The organism is Gordonia mangrovi (assembly GCF_024734075.1).
In the GTDB taxonomy this organism is placed as follows: Bacteria; Actinomycetota; Actinomycetes; order Mycobacteriales; family Mycobacteriaceae; genus Gordonia; species Gordonia mangrovi.
In genome coordinates this window covers 1457091-1476100 of the sequence record NZ_CP102850.1, presented here as the reverse complement: position 1 = coordinate 1476100, position 19010 = coordinate 1457091, and the positions used below count along the sequence as shown (strand labels likewise).

Below are 19010 nucleotides of genomic sequence, written 5' to 3'. Positions count from 1 at the left end.
GTCTGATCGTTGGCGGCATCGGCCGTGCCGGGCTCACGGTAACCGATCGTTCACTTGCGCAACCATCCTCGGGGACGGAAGAGTGATGAACCGTGTCGATCTCGCGCCCACGTCTCGCGTCCCGCCGTCTCGCGTCCCGCCGTCCTGCGCTCGTCCGTGCTGCCGTCACCACACTGGCCGCGCTGACCGTCGGGCTCGGATTCCTCTCCGGCGGGGTCGCCGTCGCCGCTCCCACCCAGGTGGCCGGGCCGGCCACCTTCTCGCCCGCCCAGATCCTCGGGCCGTACCCGTCGGACTACCCGCCGGGCGGCACCTATGTACCGGTGCTGGACGGATTCGACCACCTGCGCGACAACCGGCCCGACATCATCGCGCAGAACCTGGACACCGCGGTGCGGATCAACAACTCGGCGACCAAGGCGCAGCAGGCCGATGCGATCGCCATCAACTACGACGACCGGTTGATCTCGCTGTCAGAGGGACTCGGGACCAAGCTCGGTCCCGAATTCCGCCGGCTGCTCGCCGACGGCCAGATCCCCAAGGTGGCCGCGCTCACCGAGGGCTACACCGCGCGAGCGATGCTGCCGCTGGGCACCACGCTGATCGAGAAGGAGATCTTCGGCAACCCGCGTCCGTTCGTGGCGGCGCCCGGCCGCATCGAGCGCTACAACCGGCCAGGCGAGGACCTGTACGCCGATCTCGGCGGCAACGGGTCCTACCCGTCCGGGCACACCAGCATGGGTTACCTGTTCGGCGGGATGCTCGCCTATTGGCTGCCCGAACTCGGCCCGCAGATCATCGCCCGCGCCGGTGAGATCGGGCTGGGCCGCATCGTGCTGGGTGTGCACTACCCGCTGGACGTGATGGGTGGACGGATTCTGGCGACCGACCTGCTCACCGCGCGGCTGCGTGATCCCGGATTCGCGGCCCTCATCGACCAGGCCGGTCAGCAGCTGCGCGCCCAACTCGAGCGCGCGGTCGGCATGCCGCTGGCGAGGTTCATCGCCGCCGACACCCCGTACCTGAGTTCGCAGCAGGCAGTGCAGGCGCACCGGCAGATGATGACCTACGGTTTCGACCGGATCACGCCGCAACAGCGCAACGAGATCCCGGCGTCGGCCGCGCTGCTGCTGAAGAGTCGCTTCCCCCACCTGACCGATGCGCAGCGACTGGACATCATCCGCCGCACCGCGATCTCTTCGGGCTACCCGCTGGACAAGGCCGGGTCGAACGGCGGCTGGCTGCGAATCGACCTGGCCGCGGCCTACGCGGTGGTGCCGTGACCTGCCGCATGCACTGAGCTGCGGCGCCGTGTGACAGCGCGTCCGGGGTGGCCGACTACAGCGTGTGCTCCGGCGTCCCGGCCTCGACATCCACCGGCTCTTCGACGATGGGCCGACGCGAACGCAGGAATCGTTTGGTGACCTCGATGATGATCGGGACCACTGAGATGAACACGATCAGTAGGAAGATCAGGTCGATGTTGTCGCGGATGACGGCGATCTGGCCGAGGAAGAAGCCCAGCAGCGTGACACCGGCGCCCCACACGATGGCCCCCGCGACGTTGTAGACCAGGAAGACCGGATACCGCATCTTGGCAGCGCCGGCGACCAGCGGAGCGTAGGTGCGCACGATCGGTACGAACCGCGCCAAGAAGATCGTGATCGGGCCGTGCTTCTCGAAGAACTCGTGCGCCTCGAAGATGTAGCGCTCCTTGAGCACCTTGGCGTTCGGGCGGAAGAGCGAGTACCCCACTCGGTTGCCGATCCAGTACCCGACCTGATCACCGAGGAAGGCGGCGATGGGGATCGTCACCAGCAGCACCCACAGCGGGGCGAACGGTTCGATGTCGGCGGACTTCGCCGCGACGATCAGACCCGCCGTGAACAGCAGCGAATCGCCGGGCAGCAACGGGAACAGCAACCCCGACTCGATGAACACGACCAGCAGCAGGCCGGCCAGGATCCAGGTGCCGAAGGAGTTCAGCAGGTTGACCGGATCCAGGAACCCCGGCATCAGGGCGAGATTGGTCGTGGTGGTGGCAAGGGCGGTGTCGATCACGACGAATCAATGTACCCGCGCGGCGGGGGCGGACGATATTTCCGCGCTGGGAATTGGCTGAGTGGTGCTGTTCGTAAGTTCGTCCGGGGTATTCGGTGGAGCGATGGGCGACTGGCAAGGCGGAGGAGGGAGCGATGACAGCGTCATCGTGACCGACGACAACGCAGCCAGTCGTTCATCGAACGCCGAAGACACCCGACGAACTTTCGGACAGGACCACTAGGGGGTTGCTGTGGCCGAGGCGCGGGCGTCGGCGGCGTAGACCTTGTGCTGAACGAGCGCGACCAACCCCACCACGACCACGCCCAGGACGAACAACCCCAGCGCTCCGGGCCATTCGTCACCGACACCCATCAGGCCGCCGTCGTCGGTCTGCCAGGGCCACAGCGCCCGTAGCGAACCGAGTAGCAGGCCGGCGGCCGCGATCATGGCGGTGGTGTGATGGTGTTCGAGTATCCACTCGAGGATGCGGACGAAGGTCACGATGCCGACCAGCGCACCCAGGGCGAAGACCGCGAGATACTGCAGGTCACGGTCGTCGACGGCCGCCATCGTCGGTGCGTAGATGCCGACCACCAACAAGAAGAACGACCCCGAGACCCCCGGCAGGACCAACGCGCACACGGCGACCGCGGCGGCACAGAACACAAGGATCAGCGGCGGATCGGCGATCTCGCTGCGCGGCAGTGACGTGAGCACGAAGACCGCGGCGGCCATCGCGACGAACACCCCGGCACCGCGGAGCTTGGCGCCGCGGCGCTCGAGGTCACCGGGTCGCACCTCGAGGAACGGGATACCCACCGAGGCAGCGATCATGCCCATGAACAGGGCCTTGGAGTAGACGGGTTGCTCTGTGACGAACGTCTCCATGATCCCGGCGATGGAGAAGACGGCGATGAGCATGCCGACCGCCACCGGCAGGAGCAGCCACCAGTCGATGCAACGCGCATGTACTCGCCAGTCCGAGCGCAGGACCATGGCCCGCGGGACGTCGGTGAGGTGTTTGGCCGACGCGATCAGCCTGCTGTAGATCCCGGTGACCAGTGCGACGGTGCCGCCGGAAACTCCCGGAACGGTCTCGGCCAGCCCCATCAATCCACCGCGGACCACGTTGGCGACGGTGGCCCCGGTCGGGGGCCGCGGATTGTCGGGAGTTGAATCCTGCGGTGCCCGATTCTCCTCTGACGGCGTCACGGTTGCCATCCTAACGGTCACGGTGGGCAGCCGGCGGCGAGGCGCCCACGGGGCGATTCGCTCGCTCAGGGTGCCTGCGCCAGCGGGCCGGCATCTCATCAGGCAGCCGCAACAGCGGGCCGTATACCTGCCATACTGAGACGCGATGGCAGCTCGCGCCTGCGAGAACCCTACATTCGAAGGATTCGTCGATGCCCATTGCAACGCCAGAGCAGTACGCAGAGATGTTCGACAAGGCCAAGAAGGGGGGCTATGCGTTCCCCGCGATCAACTGCACGTCGTCGTCGACGATCAACTCAGCCATCAAGGGCTTCGCCGACGCCGGCAGTGACGGCATCATCCAGTTCTCCACCGGCGGCGCCGAGTTCGGCTCCGGTCTCGGCGTGAAGGACATGGTGACCGGCGCGGTCGCCCTGGCCGAGTTCGCCCACGTGGTGGCCGACAAGTACGACGTCACCATCGGTTTGCACACCGACCACTGCCCCAAGGACAAGCTCGACACCTACGTGCGTCCGCTGCTCGCGATCTCGCAGGAGCGCGTCGACGCCGGGAAGAACCCGCTGTTCCAGTCGCACATGTGGGACGGCAGCGCGGTACCGCTGCCGGAGAACCTCGAGATCGCCAAGGAACTGCTCGCCAAGGCGGGCGCGGCCAAGATCATCCTGGAGATCGAGATCGGCGTCGTCGGCGGTGAAGAGGACGGTGTGGAGGCAGCCATCGACGACAAGCTGTTCACCACGCCCGAGGACTTCGAGAAGACCCTCGACGCGCTCGGCGCCAGCGACACCGGCAACCGGTACCTGCTGGCGGCCACCTTCGGCAACGTGCACGGTGTGTACAAGCCGGGCAACGTGAAGCTGCGTCCCGACGTGCTCAACACCGGCCAGGAGGTCGCGGTCAAGAAGCTCGGCCTGGCCGAGGGTGCCAAGCCCTTCGACTTCGTCTTCCACGGCGGGTCGGGGTCGCTCAAGAGCGAGATCGAAGAAGCGCTCAGCTACGGCGTGGTGAAGATGAACGTCGACACCGACACCCAATACGCCTACACCCGGCCCATCGCCGGTCACATGTTCGCCAACTACGACGGTGTGCTCAAGATCGACGGCGACGTGGGCAACAAGAAGACCTACGATCCGCGCGTCTGGTCGAAGAAGGCCGAGGCCTCGATGTCCGAGCGCGTGATGGAGGCCTGCACCGACCTGAAGTCGGTGGGCAAGTCCATCAGCGCCTGATCACCGCACACGCACGACAGCGCCCGGTTCGCCGGGCGCTGTCCGCGTCTCAGGAGGGTGGTCGTGTGGCCCGGAGTGTTGTGTGGCCCGGAGTGTTGTGTGGCTCAGAGTGTGGTCAGCCCGACGGCGACCCCCACCGCGAGCGCCAGCATGACCAGTGCCGCCATCACGACAGGCGGATCGACCCGGCGTCGCGCCGGACGCGGAGCCGCAGCCGGCCGGGTCGGTTGGTGTTCGACTCGCAGCGGACGCGTCTGTGGTTCGAAGAGCGGGGGTTCGAAGAGCGGGGGTTCGACCCGTGGGGGGTCGAAAAGCGGGGGTTCGGCCCGTGCGGGTTCGACCGGCTGGGGTTGGTACCGACGCTCCCCGGCGCCGTTCGGTGCAGTCGGCGTGTCCGTACCGGTCGGGTGATGTACCCAGGTCGACTGGCGTCGAAGGCGTTGCGTGGGTCCGGTCCCGGTCACTGCGGCGTGCACACCTTCCACTCCTCGCCGGACTTCTGCAGGTTGATGGTCACCGTCTGCGGTTGGTCCGGGTTGGCGCTCTGCACCGCCGACACCTCGACCACCGCCTGCTCGCCGTCGCCGGTCAGCTTGACCGCTTTGATCTCGTCGATGCGGACGAGTTCGTCGCGTGCCCTCTGGCCGTCGTAGATCTTCTGGAAGTCGGCATCGCTGATCGACGCGTAGAACTGCTGCCGCTCGCCACAGGTGATGGAGCGCAGCGTCGCGAGATCACCTTCGTAGAGGGCCGTCGAGAACTCTTCGGCGGTGTCGGCGGCCTCGTCTGCCGGGGCCGGCGGACGGAGGTTGAGGAATCCGAACACCGCGCCGGCCACGGCCAGCACGACCACCACCGCGGCCGCGGCGATCCACCAACGCCGGCTGCCCCGCTTTTTCTCGCCGGATGTCCCGCGGGACTTCTCGGTCGCGGATGTCGTGGCGCCGCTCGCGCGGTCGGCCGGGCTTGTGGGCGGGATGACCTCCGGCTTGTGGGCGGCGGTCGACCAACCCTGTGCGGCGGATGTCTTGGCGGTGGCTGCGCCGGCGGCGGCCGCACCTGCCGCGGCGGCCGCCGGAAGCGCCTTCGTGGTGCCGGAATCGGCATCGTCGTCGGCGGTGGCGTCGGACTGTTCGTCGTCGTCATCCGTGTGGTCTGTGTCGACGTCGTCCGTGTCGCCGGGGGGTGTATCGCCCCCTTCGGATTCGCCCCCTTCGGATTCATCGCCGCCGGATTCAACACCGCCGGATTCAACACCGTCGGTTTCAACACCGGTGGCGACTGCCTCGTCGACGTCGGCCCACTCGTCGGTCGGGTCGTCGATCGAGTCGTCCGTGGGTTCCGCCTCGTCGGAGCCGGTGGGTTCGGCGTCGTCAGCGGAGTTCTCGGTGTGGTCGTCGGCGGGGGACGGTTCGTCGGCGACCGTCTCGATCGACTCCAGCGCCTCGAGTTCGTCGTCGTCGGGGAGGTCGTCGCGCCGGATGACGGTGGTGGCCGAATCGGTGGGGCCGATGCCGCCGCCGGGCTTGCGCCGTTCGACGGGCGCGTCCCCCTCATCGGTCGACTCATCTGTGGTCTCGTCGTCGTCGACCGCGCTGATGCTGTCGAGATCCTCGAGGTCGGCGATCTCGGGCAGGTCCTCACGCCGGATCACCGCGGTCGCGGAATCGATGCCCCGACCACCCTTCGGCTTCGGTCGGGAGGGCTCGGTCTGCTCCGCTGCGGCGGGAGTGTCGTGCTGGTCCGCCGACTCGACCTGCTCGGCCTCGACCTGCTCGGCCTCGGACGTCCCTGACTCAGCCTGTTCGGACTCAGCCTGTTCGGACTTGGCCTGTTCGGAGTCGGCTGGTTCGGATTCGGAGTCGGCGGGTTCGGCGTCGTCTGGCTCGGTATCGGTGCCGGCCTGCTCGGATGCGGCGTTGTCGGACTCGGCGTCCGCGGTTGCGTCGCCGTCTGCCGGCTCCGTCTCGGGGACATCGCCGTCCGATTCGCCCTCGGCGGCGTCGACGTCGTCCGGTGCGACGTCGGCAGTCGCGTCGACCTCGGACCCGCCTGCGGACTCGGCGCCGAAGTCGTCGGTCTCGGTCACCACGTCGTCTTGCCCGGTGTCGTCTTGCCCGGCACTGTCCTGCCCGGTGTCGTCGGTGTCGGTCCCGGCACCTTCGGGGTCGGCGACGTCGCTGTCCGCGGCCTCCGCGGCGGTGCCCTCCGGCTGGGTGTCGACCGCGGCGGTCGGCGCGGCCGACTCGCTCGTGTCCGGCTCTGTGTTCACAGGCTCTGCGTCCACAGAGGTGGGTTCGGCCACGCCATCGTTGTTCGTCTGGTCTGTCACCGCTGCGTCGTCGCCCTTCGTACTGTCGACCCAGGAATCATCCGGACCGCGGCGGCCGGGTCGGGCCGCCTGGTCGTTACCGCGATTGCGCCACGCCTGCAGGGCACGGCGGATCAGCGAGCCGTCGTCTCGCGATGAAGGCATCGTCGTCTACACCCCGCTTCCCCGGATGGAATCTGATCGGCGTCGGTGAGTGTGTGACGTCCCCCGCCGAATGGGTTCGCGTCGTGGCCGATCGCGCCACTCACACTAGCGAATGGCCACCCGATTCAGCACTTGGTGGGCACGGTTGCTGCTGTTGGGGAGACCGACTGCATGACCACCTCGCCGGGCCGCGTGCACCGGGCGGTCGCCCGTCCGTCCCCAAGCGGGGTGCTTCAATGGTGTGATGACTTCTTTCGGAGATCTCCTGGGCCCGCAGCCGGTGCTGCTCACCGGCGACGACGAGGCGGAATCGGACCTGCTCAACGGGGTGGCACCCGCACAGGTCGCGGCGGCGCATCCGACGGCATCCATCGCGTGGGCGTACCTGGCCGATGCGGCGCTCGGGGCGTCCGCCGACGGCTCGGACACCGGCAAGGTCATCGAGGCCTATGCCTATGCCCGCACCGGATACCACCGCGGACTCGATCAGTTGCGCCGGCACGGCTGGAAGGGTTTCGGCCCGGTGCCGTGGAGCCATGAACCCAACCAGGGCTTCCTGCGCTGCGTCGGCGCGCTGGCCCGCGCGGCCAAGGCGGTCGGCGAAGAGGACGAATACCTGCGTTGCCTGGACCTGCTCAACGACAGTGATCCGAACGCCGTGCAGCATCTCGGGCTGGCCTGACCGACCCGCCGGCGCGACCGCTGACCGCCGTGACCGACATGCTGCGGACCCGACTCCACGCGTTGCCGCCTCCGCTGTACCGACGCGTCCGCCGACTGTGGCTGTCGATCGTCCCGATCGTCCAGTGCTCGCTGGCCGCCGGAATCGCCTGGTGGGTGGCGGTGGTGGTGTTCGACCATCCGCAGCCGTTCTTCGCGCCCATCGCCGCCGTCCTCTCGCTCGGCCTGTCGTTGGGCAAACGATGGCGTCGATCGGTCGAACTGGTCAGTGGCGTCGTGATCGGCATCCTGGTCGGCGACCTGCTGATCTCGGTGATCGGCTCGGGAGCGTGGCAGATCATCGTGGTGGTCGCGCTCGCGATGGCCATTGCGGTGTTCGTCGACGACGGCCCGCTGATCCCGATGCAGGCGGCATCGTCGGCGGTACTGGTGGCGACGTTGCTACCGCCCGGCGGGGCCGGCGGATTCCACCGGGCGATCGACGCGCTGATCGGTGGCCTCATCGGCATCCTCATCGGCGCGCTGGTCCCGGTGAACCCGGCACACCGGGCCCGGCGCGACGCAGCCGGTCTGCTCGCCACGATGCGCGACGCGGCGCGCCGGCTCGCCCACGGGCTGCGCGACATGGACGAACACGAGGTGTCCGCCGCGCTGGCGTCGGCGCGTGGCACGCAAGAGGCCATCAACACCATGCGGGCCGACATGCGCGGCGGCAAGGAGGTCAGCGCCATCTCGCCGCTGTACTGGAGCTCGCGTGAGCGGCTGCAGCGCATCTCGGCGACCGCCGACCCCATCGACAACGCCGTGCGCAACTTCCGGATCATCGCCCGGCGCGCGCTGGGGATGACGCAGCGCGGCGAGGCGCTCGACCCGGCCATCATCGACATCCTGGACGACGTCGGCGAGGCATTCGAGGTACTCCGCGCGATGATGATCGCCAAGCCGAACGAGGAACCCGATCAGGCCGACGCCGCCCGGGTACTGCGCAGCATCGCGCGCAAGGCCAAACCGGAGCTCGTGGCGCACAGCTCGTTGTCGGAGACGGCGGTGATGGCCGAGATCCGCTCGCTGCTGATCGACATGCTGATGATCAGCGGCCTGCGCCGGTCGTCGGCGGCGGCCACCCTGCGCTGACCGATCCCGCCATGGGCCGGAGCGGAGCGCCGCCCTTGTCATATATGCGAAAAGCTGCATATATTGGCGTCGTCATGGGCCACTCACATTCGCACTCTCACACGCCCGGCGCCGTCGCCGAGCCGGCGGGCCATCGCCGGATCTGGCCGATGGCGGTCGCCGTCGCGATGATCGGCGCGTACTTCGTCGTCGAACTCGTGACCGGCCTGCTGGTCGACTCGCTGGCATTGATCGCCGACGCCGGCCACATGCTCACCGACGTCGTCGCGCTCTGCATGGGGCTGGTCGCGCTGCTGCTGGCCCGGCACGGCTCGGCCACCGACGACCGCAGCTTCGGCTGGTACCGGGCCGAGGTGTTCACCGCCGTCGCCAACGCCGTACTGCTGATCGGTGTCGCGGCCTTCGTGCTCTACGAGGCGATCCGCCGCATCGGCACCGATCCCGAGGTTCCCGGACTCACCCTCATCGTGGTCGCGCTGGTCGGTTTGGCCGTCAACGTGGCGATGATGCTGTTGCTGCGCGCCGATTCCCGGCAGTCGATCGCGGTGCGCGGCGCCTACCTCGAGGTGCTCGCCGACGCGGTCGGCAGCGTGGGGGTGCTTGTCGCCGGCGTCATCGCGCTGACCACCGGCTGGGGGTATGCCGACGTCGTGGCGGCCGTGCTGATCGCGCTGTGGGTGGTGCCCCGGGCGGTGCGGCTCGCGATGGACGCCCTGCGCATCCTCAACCAGCAGGCGCCCGCGCACGTCGACGTCGACGCCCTGCGGCAGGAGCTGGCGGCGATCCCGTCGGTCGACGACGTCCACGACCTGCACGTGTGGTCGTTGACCACCGGGATGGATGTTGCCACCGTGCATCTCGACAGCGACTGCACCAGCAGCGAGGTGCTGACCGCCGCCCAGGTGGTGATGGAGCGCCACGGCCTCGGGCACGCCACGATCCAGGTGGATCCGACCGACGTGCAGCGACGCTGCCGCGACGAACTCCAGTGGTGACCGCGTCCGGATCGCCGTGTACCCCACGTGCGAGGTGGCGATATTCGGTGGCGCGGAGGATGTTCGCTGGGCATCCTGACATCCATGACGACCGACGAACTGGCCTCCCTCACCCGTAAACCCGACCGGGGTGGTGATCGCGCACTGCTCGACGAGGTCCTCGACGAGGCGCGCGTCGGTGTGCTGTCGACGGTCACCGACAACGGCATGCCGTGGTCGGTGCCGATGCTCGCGGCGCGCGACGGTGATCGGCTATTGATCCACGGATCGTCCGGGGCCGGCGCGCTGCGGCACGTCGCCGCCGGTGCGCCGGTGACGTTCACGGCGTTTCTCATCGACGGCCTCGTGGTTGCCCAGACATTGTTCGACCATTCGATCAACTACCGGTCGGCAGTGGTACGCGGCGCGCTAGAGGCCGTCGGGCCCGACGACGCATCCCGCGCCCTCGACGTCTTCTCCGATGCGATCCTGCCCGGCCGCAGCGCCGAGGTGCGTGCGCACACGCGTAAGGAACTGTCGGCGACGGTGATCCTCGCGTTGCCGATCCTCGACGGGTGTTGGCTGACGAAGGCGCGCACCGGTGGGCCCGGCGACGGCGGGGCGGACGGGTGGACCGGTCACATTCCGATGCGGACGATCTACGACGATCCGGTGACCGCGACACCGGGTGCGGTGCCGGACTCGGTGACGAGGCTGACCAACCGCTCGTCGCGTGGTGATGCGGAGGAACAATGAGATCGCCTGTGGCTCAACGGTTGTTGCGCATTCTCGGTGATTGTGCCGCTCGCAGGCCTGCTGTTGCTGCGCACCCGTTGTACCTGTTGATATAAGGTAGGCTAAGCTAACTTTCGTGGACAGGGGTGCTTCCGGATTCAATCGAGTGATGAGCTCCTCGGTGCCGTTGGCGCAGAGCCGTTTCATGACGCCGCGCCGCCGTGCACGCCGCTCTGCGCGGGTCGGGCAGACCGTGTTCGTCACCGTCCTGCTCGCTCTCACGCTGACACAGCTGGGCGCGGGGACCGCGGCTGCGCGTGACCGGGAGGGAGCGGCAACGGTCACCGGACTGACGCAGGTCGACGGCGCACTGTGGGAGATGACCGTCGACTCGCCGACGATGGGGTCGGTCCCGTTCCAGGTGATCCGGCCGAACGGTGCGCCGGCTGGTGCACCCACGCTCTATCTGCTGAACGGCGCCGGTGGCGGCGAGGATGGGGCGAACTGGCTGGCGCAGACCGATGCCCAACAGTTCTTCGCCGACAAGTTCGTCAACGTGGTGATCCCGGCGCGCGGTCTGGGGAGCTATTACACCGACTGGATCGCCGCCGATCCCCGGATGGGACAACCGATGTGGGCGACCTTCCTCACCGACGAGCTGCCTGCAGCAGTGGACCATGCGCTGGCCGGCAACGGCCGCAACGCCATCGCCGGCCTGTCCATGTCGGCGACATCGGTGCTCGACCTCGCCACCATCGCCCCCGGCCTGTACCGATCAGTGGCCGCGTACAGCGGTTGCGCCCGCACCAGCACTCCGGAAGGGGAGGCCGCCGTACGCGGGATCGTGTACGCGGCCGCCGGCGGCGACGCCGACAACATGTGGGGGCCCAGTGGCTCGCCGCTGTGGCGTCAACACGACCCGTATCTGAATGCCGAGAAGCTGCGTGGCACGAGGCTCTACCTGTCCAGCGGCAGCGGTACGCCGGGGCGCTACGACACCCCGAGTGCCCAGGCGCCGGGTGCCCCGCCCATCGCCAACCAGATCCTGGTGGGTGGTGCGCTGGAGGCGGCCACCCGCGCCTGCACCGAAGCCATGGCGAAACGCCTGCGCCAGTTGTCCATCCCCGCGCAGGTGCACCTACCGTCCGCCGGCACCCATTCCTGGGGGTACTGGGAGGATGAGCTGCACCGATCCTGGCCGACCCTGGCAGCGGGACTCGATGACTGAACCGACCACCACCCTCGCCCGGTGGCGCGCGACCGCGGACCGTTGCGCGGACGCGATCGCCGTGTGCAGCCCCGACGGTTCGGTCACCTACGGCGAGGCTCGTGACCACGCCGACGAGCGCGGCCGTGCCCTGGCCGCCGCCGTCGACGAACCCGGCCGGCCGGTCGCGGTCGACGTGGAGTCCGACGTCGACTCGGTGCTCGCCGTGCTGTCGGTGTTGTGTTCGGGGCATCCGGTGATCCTGCTCGACCCGCTGCTGCCCGACGAGCGGCGCGATCACATCCTCGCGTTGTCGGGGGCCCGCAGGTTCTACCCCGCGGCGATCGCCGCCCTGCCCGCATCCGCCACCCCGGTGCCCGAGCCGGGACCGCTCGATCCGTCGATCCTGATCTTCACCTCCGGCTCCACCGGAAAACCCAAGGGGCTGATTCATTCCCAGCGCGGCTGGGTCAACCAGGCCGACGACGGCCACGAATTTCTCGGCCTCGGTCCGGGTGATCGGATGGCGGTGCTGCTGCCCATCGGTTTCGGCGCGGGCGTCGACTGCCTGGTGATGGGCTTGCTCAACGGGGCCACCCTGCTGCTGTGGGATGTACGCCGACGTACCACCGCCGGACTGCGCGACTGGCTCGATGCCGAGGCCGCGACAACCGCCCACTGCACACCGTCGCTGCTCCGGTCGTGGCTGGGTGACCTGGATGCCGACGCCGCCCTCCCGGCGCTGCGTCTGCTCTCGACCTGTGGCGAGCCGGTCCGCGGTGCCGATGTCACCCGGCTACGGCGCACGCTCATGCCGTCCGGTGTGTTCTGCAGCTGGTCGGGCTCCTCCGAGATGGGCAACCTCGCATTCCATCTCGTCGGCCCGGATCGGGATGTGCCCGACGGAGTCCTGGCGGTGGGTGTTCCGGCCCGAGACAAGCATGTCCGAATCGTCGACGATGACGGCAACGACGTCGCCGACGGCCAGGCCGGCGAGATCGTGGTCGAGTCCGGTCACCTGGCCCTGGGATATCACAACGACCCCGAGCTCACCGCCGCCCGATTCGAAGCACTGGGCAATGGCCGGACACGCTTGCGCACCGGCGATCTGGGTCGTCTTGACGACACCGGCATGCTGCACCTGATGGGTCGGCGCGACGACGCGATCAAGGTGCGCGGGTACCTGGTGGAGCCGGCGGAGGTGGAGACCGCGCTGCGGGCCATGTCGTGGACCGTCGACGCCGTGGTGTCCGCGAATGCCGCACGCACCCAACTCGTCGCACACGTGGCCGTCGCCCCGGACACCTGGACGCCATCACCCGCCGAGGTGCGCACGGCGTTGGCCACGACCTTGGCGCCCTGGATGATTCCGCGCGACGTGGTCATCATGACCGACCTGCCACGCAACGAACGCGGGAAGGTGGATCGGGCGGCGTTGCCGCAACCGGAACGTCGGCGCGACCCGGAGCCGGTGCGTGGACCCACCGAGTCGGCCCTGATGCATCTGTGGTGCGACGTGTTGGGAGTCCCCGACGTGGGCCGCGACGAGGATTTCATCTCGCTGGGCGGTGACTCGCTGGCCGCGGCCACAATGCTGGCCGAACTGCGCGAGCGGTGGCTGGTCGACATCTCGACAGCGGAATTCGTCGCCGCCCCCACGATCGCCACCCTCGCCGCGCTGCTCGACGATGCGCATCGCGAGCGGGTGGCGTCCGGCACGATCAGCACCGTGCGGGCCGGGAGTGGGCAACCGGTGTTCCTCATCGCCGGCGCGGGCAGCCCGGCGGCGAGTCTGGTACCGCTGGCACGCCGGATCGACGGGGATCGAAAGGTCTTCGGACTGCAGGCACACGGATTGGAGCAACGCGGCCGCGCCGACCGGTCGATCCGGTCGGCGGCCCGGCGCGCCGTCCGCGACATCACGGCAGCGGTCGACAACGGTCCCTACCTGATCGGCGGCTACTCCTTCGGTGCCTTCGTGGCGGTCGAGGCGGCGACCATCCTGCGGGACCGCGGCGAGGACTGCGCTCAGGTCGTCCTCATCGATCCCGTCTTCGAGCCAGAACTCCTGCACCGGGTCTGCGGCGATGTGCCGCAAGGGAATCGGGCGCACAAGGCTACACGGCGCCTCCTGGGCGACAGGTCGGCCGCACTGCCCGATCGCGGAGTCACCGAGCACGCCGACGACGGCCCGACGTCTCAGCCCGCCTGGCAGCGGTGGTGGAATGCGGTGGCGATGCGGGGGCTGGTTGCGACCGCCGGGCTGGTGCGGCTACCCACCACCCTGCAGTGGACCGTCTTCTGGGATCTGGGCCGTCAACTGATCCGCCGGCATCGACCGACGCCGTATGCCGGTCCGGTCACGGTGATCCGGGCAACGACCAATCCGGACGACCCCGGCGTGTGGAAGCGGTTGGCCACCGGCGACCTCACCGTGGCCACGGTACCCGGAGACCATCACTCGATGATGCGCGAACCGCTGGTGGCCGAGACCGCGGCGGCGGTGGACCGCGCCATCTCCGCCGATGCCGGAGCGCGGTGCGCTCTGCGGGCGGTCACATCGTGAGAACTGTTGCGGCGGTGATCGCGTCGTTCGAACCGGGACCGGAACTGGTGAAGTCGGTCGAGGCGGTTGTCGGTCAGGTCGAATCGGTGTATGTCGTCGACGACGGCTCGCCCTCGTTGAACGGGCCGACAGCCGACCGTGTCCGAGCGCACCTCGACGCATGCGCATCGCTGGGCGCCCACGTCCTCGGGACACCGATGAACAGCGGCATCGGACACGCCCTCAACCGCGGCGTCCGCGCGGCACTGGCGTCCGGGGCCGACGCCATCCTCACCCTCGATCAGGACTCGGTCATCGACGACGACTATGTGGCGTCGGTGACTGTGCACCTCGACCTGGCCGCCTCCGTCGGGATCGACGATGCGCTCGCCTCACCGGCCACCATCAACGGTGAGGTCGCACCGTTCTGGTTCGCGCACCAGGGGTTGACCCTTGCTTTCGAACCGCTCCAGTCGGGACTCGTCATCACCCGCAGTGTGTTCGAGAAGGCCGGACTCTTCGAGGAGGGGCTGTTCATCGACTGCGTCGACACCGAGTTCTATCTGCGCGCCCGCGCACACGGGGCGCATGCGCTGATCGTGCCCGGCACCGACATCCGGCATCGCCTGGGTCGGCCGGCGCGGTGGACCCCGCCGCGACCGGTGCGAAAGCTGCTGCGCGGCCGGCCGGCCGGAGCCGCGATCGAGTTCTCCGAGGACGCGCCGTTTCGGCACTACTACATCGCACGCAACCGGCTGGCGTTGTACCGCAGATACGGTGGTGCCGAGAAGCTGTGGGTGACGGCGTCGGTACTCAAGGACTCGTTCGTCCGGGGCCGGGCGATGTTGATCGGCAGTGAGCGTGTGTCCCGCACCTATTTCACCGTGGCCGGGGTCCGCGCCGCGGTGCGCGGGGAGACCGGTCGTATCCCGTCGCGGACGGTGCTGCGCGGGGAGCGCCTGCGCCCACGCCGTGTCACGACACCGGAGGCACGTGTGGGTGCCGAGCGCGCCGCGCCGGAGTTGGTGTCGGTGATCATCCCCGTCCGCGATGGCGTCGACGTCATCGACACTCAGCTGGACGCGCTCGGCGCGCAAACCTATCAGCGCCCATTCGAAGTGATCATCGCCGACAACGGGTCCCGCGACGGCCTCCGCGAACACATCGAACACCACCCGCTGCGCGAGCGGCTGAGCCTGGCATGGGTCGACGCGTCGGCACGCGGCGGCGGCTCCTTCGCCCGCAACGCCGGCGCGCATGCGGCGGCCGGCGACTTCTACGCGTTCTGCGACGGCGACGACCGTGTCTACCCGCAGTGGCTCGAGCACATGACCGCTGCGGCGATGCGCTACGACGCGGTCGGCGGTGCGGTCGAGACACATTCGCTCAATTCCGCCGATGCACAGAGCTGGCGTGACATGCTGCCACCGGAGACACCCTATGAATTCCCGGGTTTCCTGCCGGTGTCACCGACCTGCAACTTCGGTGTCTGGGCGGACATGTTCGCGAAGGTGAACGGTTTCGACGTCGAGTACGACCGTGGCGCCGAGGATTCCGACTTCGCGATTCGCGTGCAGCTCGCCGGCGGAGTACTCGGGCACGCGCCGCAAGCCCTGGTCGCCTACCGTCTGCGGGACACGCTGCCAGGGATCTGGAGCCAGTCGGTGATGTGCGGTGAGGGTGATGCCCAGCTCTACTCCGACTACCGCGCCTACGGCCTGCCCCGCCGGCCCTGGTACGGGACGGTGGATGTGGTGCTCTATCTCGTGCTGCGCAACCCGCTGCTGCCCACCGCGATCACGCGGGTCCCGACCGGTCGCTGGCTGTTCCACGCCGGTAACCTGGTGGGCCGCATCAAGGGCAGCATCCGGCATCGCGCGTACTACGTGTGAACACCTCACCCACGTAGCGCTGCCCGCCGGTAGCCGATCAGGGCGGGACCGGTGAACACCACCAGCACCGCGGCCGACCAGGCCGAGGTCAGCATCAGCGGCTGCAGCAGTGCTCCGCCGGTCGCCATCGCCTTGATGGCCTCCACCCCGCAACTGAGCGGCTGATATTCGACGATCGGGCGCAGCCAACCGGGGTAGGCGTCGGCGGGGACAAAGCCGGTGTTGAAGAACATGGCCAGATTGGTGCCGATCGCCACCCATTCGACGATGTGGGAGTCGCGCGAGAGCAACGCCAGCGCGGTCACCATCATCGAGAACGACAATCCGAAAGCGGTTGCCACACCCAGGATGCCGAGATATCCGAGGACTCCGGTCTCGATGCGGAAACCGATGGTGGTGCCGACGAGCAGGATGAAGCTCACGGTGACCACCACCCGCACCGCCTCGGCGGCGAGTCGGCCCGTCATCGCGGCGGCCCGGTGGACCGGCAGGGTCCACATCCTGGTCAGCAGGCCCGATGTCCGTTCGCGCCGCAGGCCGAGACCGCTGATCGAGGCTCCCGACATCGCGCCGATCAGAGCCACCATCGGCACCATTCCGAATGCGTACGAGGTACCGGAGTGGTCACTGACCGAGCGGTCGAGCACCAGCCAGAACAACAGCACCATCAGTGCCGGGAACAACAGTGATTGCAGTAGCGTCGCCGGATCCTTGCTCCACTTCACCAGGATTCGCTGCGCCTGCAGGCCGGCCCCGCGCATCAGGGCAAGCACACTCTGCTCCGGTGCCCACATGTCGCCTTCCGGGAAGGGGAGTGGCCCGGTGGTCGACGTGGCGATGTCGGCGGGCGTCGCGTGGTTCATGCGTGGGCCCGCCGATGGGTCTGGGTGTAGTGGGCCACGCCGACGAAGACCACCGCGAGACCCACGAGCCAGCCGAGCGCGGGTGCCGCGGTGTGCATCGTCGGCTCGCCGGCCGCGAGTTCCCGCATGGTCGCGGAGAAGTGGGAGATGGGCTGATTGCGGGCGAACGGTTGCGCCCACTCCGGGAAGGCGTCCTCCGGGACGAAGCCGGTGGACAGCAGACCCAGCACCAGTTGCGGCAACACCAACAACTGTGAGGTGGCCTCCGGACTTCGGGCGATCAACCCCAACGAATCGGCGCCGATCGCCAGGACCAGTCCCAGGGCGAGCGCGAACGCGACGAAGCCCAGTGTGTCCAGAGGGTCTCCGTCGAACGAGAAGCCCAGCACGGCCCCGAACAGCAGGGCCGCGGCCATCGAGATCACCGATCGGATCATCGAGGTGCTCATCCGGGCGCACAACGGCACGAGCGGGCGGACCGGCATCGACGCCAGCCGACGACTCATCCCACGCAACTTGTCCAACGTGGCGCGCTGTGCCGCGGCGACCGCGGTGAACGCGATGGCCTGCAGCACGATGATCGGCATCAGGAACTGCGCGTAGTCGATCCCCCGGTCGGCCATGATCAGCCGCAGGGGCAGATAGAAGCCGAGCGCGAACACCACCGGCATCACCACCGCGATCACGAATTCGCCCTCGGAGTGCGCCGAGCGAACCGCGCGCCCCGTCGCGGTGACCCATTGACGCCAGAACACCGGACCGCGGGCGAACACATCCGGGTCGGATCGGTCCGGCCACACGACCGGAAGCGGTGCCGTCATCGGCCGACACCGACCTGATCAGCGGTCGATCCGGTCAGCGTCAGGAACACGTCGTCGAGGGTCGGTTTACGCAAGCCCACATCGACGAGGCCCACACCAGCAGTGCGTGCGAGGGTGATCACCTGTTCCATGGTCTGGACCCCGTCGGGCGCCGCGAGTGTCACCGCACCGTTGTCTGACACCGAAGCGCGGTGTGCGGCACCGAGTTCCCGGGTGATGGCCACAACGAGCGTTGTGCTCTGGTTGGGATTGCGCAGGATCGCCTCGCAGTAGGTGCCGCCGACCTGATGCTTCAGTGAGTCGGCGCTGCCCTCGGCGACGACCCGGCCACGGTCCATCACGATGATGTTGTCGCTGAGCAGATCGGCCTCTTCGAGGTACTGCGTGGTGAGCAGTGTGGTGATCCCGTCGGCGCGCAGGGTCTCGACCAACGACCACACCGCCTGCCGACTGCGTGGATCGAGGCCGGTCGTCGGCTCGTCGAGGAACATCACCGACGGTCGGGTCACCAGCCCGCAGGCGATGTCGAGGCGTCGACGCATACCGCCGGAGTATGCGTACACGGGGCGCTTGGCGGCGTCGGTCAACCCGAACCGTTCCAGTAGGTAGTCGGCGCGCTCGCGTGCCGCGCCGCGGCGTAGTCCGAGCATTCGGCCGAAGAACACGAGATTGTCTCGGCCACCGAGGGTTTCGTCGAGCGCCGCATACTGTCCGGTCATCGAGATGACGTTGCGGACACCGGCGGGGTCATCGACCAGATCGTGCCCACACACCTCGGCCGAACCGGAATCGGGCGCGATCAGCGTGCACAGCACGTCCACCAGCGTGGTCTTCCCGGCACCGTTGGGACCGAGGATGCCCAGCACGCCGCCGCGTGGGACGTCGAAGGTCACCCCGTTGAGCGCATGGACCGATTCGAACGACTTGTGCAGGTCACGAACCGTGACCGCCGGATCCACAACTGACGTGGAGACATTGTGGCCCTGGGCATTACGAGGACGGACGCCCATTGTATTCTCACCCATCCCGCTACTCTCGACAGTGCCTCTCTCGTTGGTCAACGTAGCAAGGTCCATAGGGGCCATGAACCGCGCACTCGTTGACGATGGACGAACCACGGCGTTCGGTCGGTCGGATGCCGGTTAGGTTAGCCTTTGCTCTGTAGGTTACCCTAACCAAATGCTGACGCGGAACGCTA

Annotated in this window: 15 protein-coding genes; 9 read left to right on the top strand and 6 right to left on the bottom strand. The window is 68.3% G+C overall.

All coding sequences use genetic code 11. The annotated features are described in order from the left end of the window. The first annotated feature begins 92 nt into the window (after positions 1–92). Positions 93–1283, top strand: coding sequence for a phosphatase PAP2 family protein (locus tag NWF22_RS06785; RefSeq protein WP_309249736.1), 1191 nt, complete (start codon positions 93–95; stop codon positions 1281–1283). Between the two features lie 55 nt (positions 1284–1338). On the opposite strand, the gene NWF22_RS06780 is transcribed toward NWF22_RS06785, so the two are convergent. Together NWF22_RS06780 and NWF22_RS06775 are read right to left on the bottom strand one after the other, a co-directional pair. Then, positions 1339–2061 (bottom strand): VTT domain-containing protein, encoded by a 723-nt coding sequence (locus NWF22_RS06780; RefSeq protein WP_160900028.1) that lies wholly within the window; start codon positions 2059–2061, stop codon positions 1339–1341. Positions 2062–2280: 219 nt separating this feature from the next. After that, positions 2281–3264, bottom strand: a complete 984-nt coding sequence (locus tag NWF22_RS06775) for a DUF368 domain-containing protein (protein ID WP_160900029.1) — start codon at positions 3262–3264, stop codon at positions 2281–2283. 182 nt (positions 3265–3446) lie between these two features. On the opposite strand from NWF22_RS06775, the gene fbaA reads away from it, so the two are divergent. Beyond that, positions 3447–4484 (top strand): class II fructose-bisphosphate aldolase, encoded by a 1038-nt coding sequence (gene fbaA, locus NWF22_RS06770; protein WP_160900030.1) that lies wholly within the window; start codon positions 3447–3449, stop codon positions 4482–4484. 460 nt (positions 4485–4944) lie between these two features. On the opposite strand, the gene NWF22_RS06765 is transcribed toward fbaA, so the two are convergent. Further along, positions 4945–6960, bottom strand: a complete 2016-nt coding sequence (locus NWF22_RS06765) for an Rv0361 family membrane protein (protein ID WP_160900031.1) — start codon at positions 6958–6960, stop codon at positions 4945–4947. Positions 6961–7204: 244 nt separating this feature from the next. On the opposite strand from NWF22_RS06765, the gene NWF22_RS06760 reads away from it, so the two are divergent. From NWF22_RS06760 to NWF22_RS06730, 7 genes are all read left to right on the top strand, one after another. Then, the gene (locus NWF22_RS06760) at positions 7205–7642 is read left to right on the top strand and encodes a DUF3151 domain-containing protein (RefSeq protein ID WP_160900032.1); all 438 of its coding nucleotides are present in this window, start codon (positions 7205–7207) and stop codon (positions 7640–7642) included. 38 nt (positions 7643–7680) lie between these two features. Further along, entirely contained in the window at positions 7681–8775 is a 1095-nt protein-coding gene (locus NWF22_RS06755; protein WP_160901323.1) for an FUSC family protein, read from the top strand. 74 nt (positions 8776–8849) lie between these two features. Continuing rightward, on the top strand, positions 8850–9770 hold the full coding sequence (locus NWF22_RS06750) for a cation diffusion facilitator family transporter (protein ID WP_160900033.1): 921 nt from the start codon (positions 8850–8852) through the stop codon (positions 9768–9770). An 84-nt stretch (positions 9771–9854) separates the two neighbouring features. Then, positions 9855–10505, top strand: coding sequence for a pyridoxamine 5'-phosphate oxidase family protein (locus tag NWF22_RS06745; protein WP_160900034.1), 651 nt, complete (start codon positions 9855–9857; stop codon positions 10503–10505). Positions 10506–10653: 148 nt separating this feature from the next. Next, positions 10654–11712: an alpha/beta hydrolase gene (locus NWF22_RS06740; RefSeq protein ID WP_233750842.1), complete on the top strand. Its 1059-nt coding sequence runs from the start codon at positions 10654–10656 to the stop codon at positions 11710–11712. Next, positions 11705–14257 carry an AMP-binding protein gene (locus tag NWF22_RS06735; RefSeq protein ID WP_233750843.1) on the top strand — a complete coding sequence of 851 codons (2553 nt, stop codon included), beginning with the start codon at positions 11705–11707 and terminating at the stop codon, positions 14255–14257. Before NWF22_RS06740 ends, NWF22_RS06735 begins: the two co-directional genes overlap by 8 nt. Further along, positions 14254–16128, top strand: a complete 1875-nt coding sequence (locus NWF22_RS06730; protein WP_160900036.1) for a glycosyltransferase family 2 protein — start codon at positions 14254–14256, stop codon at positions 16126–16128. The genes NWF22_RS06735 and NWF22_RS06730 overlap by 4 nt, the downstream gene beginning before the upstream one ends. Before the next feature lie 5 nt (positions 16129–16133). Here the strand turns inward: NWF22_RS06730 and NWF22_RS06725 are convergent, their stop codons facing one another. From NWF22_RS06725 to NWF22_RS06715, 3 genes are read right to left on the bottom strand one after another with little or no spacing between them, the layout of a single operon-like run. Further along, positions 16134–16991: an ABC transporter permease gene (locus NWF22_RS06725; protein ID WP_160900037.1), complete on the bottom strand. Its 858-nt coding sequence runs from the start codon at positions 16989–16991 to the stop codon at positions 16134–16136. After that, positions 16988–17812, bottom strand: coding sequence for an ABC transporter permease (locus tag NWF22_RS06720; RefSeq protein WP_160900038.1), 825 nt, complete (start codon positions 17810–17812; stop codon positions 16988–16990). The genes NWF22_RS06725 and NWF22_RS06720 overlap by 4 nt, the downstream gene beginning before the upstream one ends. After that, a complete protein-coding gene (locus tag NWF22_RS06715) occupies positions 17809–18822 on the bottom strand; it encodes an ATP-binding cassette domain-containing protein (RefSeq protein ID WP_160901325.1) in 1014 nt (337 codons plus the stop codon). The genes NWF22_RS06720 and NWF22_RS06715 overlap by 4 nt, the downstream gene beginning before the upstream one ends. Positions 18823–19010: the final 188 nt, after the last annotated feature.

Bases quoted from the DNA above. Each gene is read 5' to 3' on its own strand.
- NWF22_RS06755 (WP_160901323.1), top strand. From the start codon at position 7,681: ATGCTGCGGACCCGACTCCACGCGTTGCCGCCTCCGCTGTACCGACGC.
- NWF22_RS06765 (WP_160900031.1), bottom strand. From the start codon at position 6,960: ATGCCTTCATCGCGAGACGACGGCTCGCTGATCCGCCGTGCCCTGCAG.
- NWF22_RS06735 (WP_233750843.1), top strand. From the start codon at position 11,705: ATGACTGAACCGACCACCACCCTCGCCCGGTGGCGCGCGACCGCGGAC.
- fbaA (WP_160900030.1), top strand. From the start codon at position 3,447: ATGCCCATTGCAACGCCAGAGCAGTACGCAGAGATGTTCGACAAGGCC.
- NWF22_RS06750 (WP_160900033.1), top strand. From the start codon at position 8,850: ATGGGCCACTCACATTCGCACTCTCACACGCCCGGCGCCGTCGCCGAG.
- NWF22_RS06740 (WP_233750842.1), top strand. From the start codon at position 10,654: ATGAGCTCCTCGGTGCCGTTGGCGCAGAGCCGTTTCATGACGCCGCGC.
- NWF22_RS06775 (WP_160900029.1), bottom strand. From the start codon at position 3,264: ATGGCAACCGTGACGCCGTCAGAGGAGAATCGGGCACCGCAGGATTCA.
- NWF22_RS06725 (WP_160900037.1), bottom strand. From the start codon at position 16,991: ATGAACCACGCGACGCCCGCCGACATCGCCACGTCGACCACCGGGCCA.
- NWF22_RS06745 (WP_160900034.1), top strand. From the start codon at position 9,855: ATGACGACCGACGAACTGGCCTCCCTCACCCGTAAACCCGACCGGGGT.
- NWF22_RS06760 (WP_160900032.1), top strand. From the start codon at position 7,205: ATGACTTCTTTCGGAGATCTCCTGGGCCCGCAGCCGGTGCTGCTCACC.
- NWF22_RS06720 (WP_160900038.1), bottom strand. From the start codon at position 17,812: ATGACGGCACCGCTTCCGGTCGTGTGGCCGGACCGATCCGACCCGGAT.
- NWF22_RS06715 (WP_160901325.1), bottom strand. From the start codon at position 18,822: ATGGGCGTCCGTCCTCGTAATGCCCAGGGCCACAATGTCTCCACGTCA.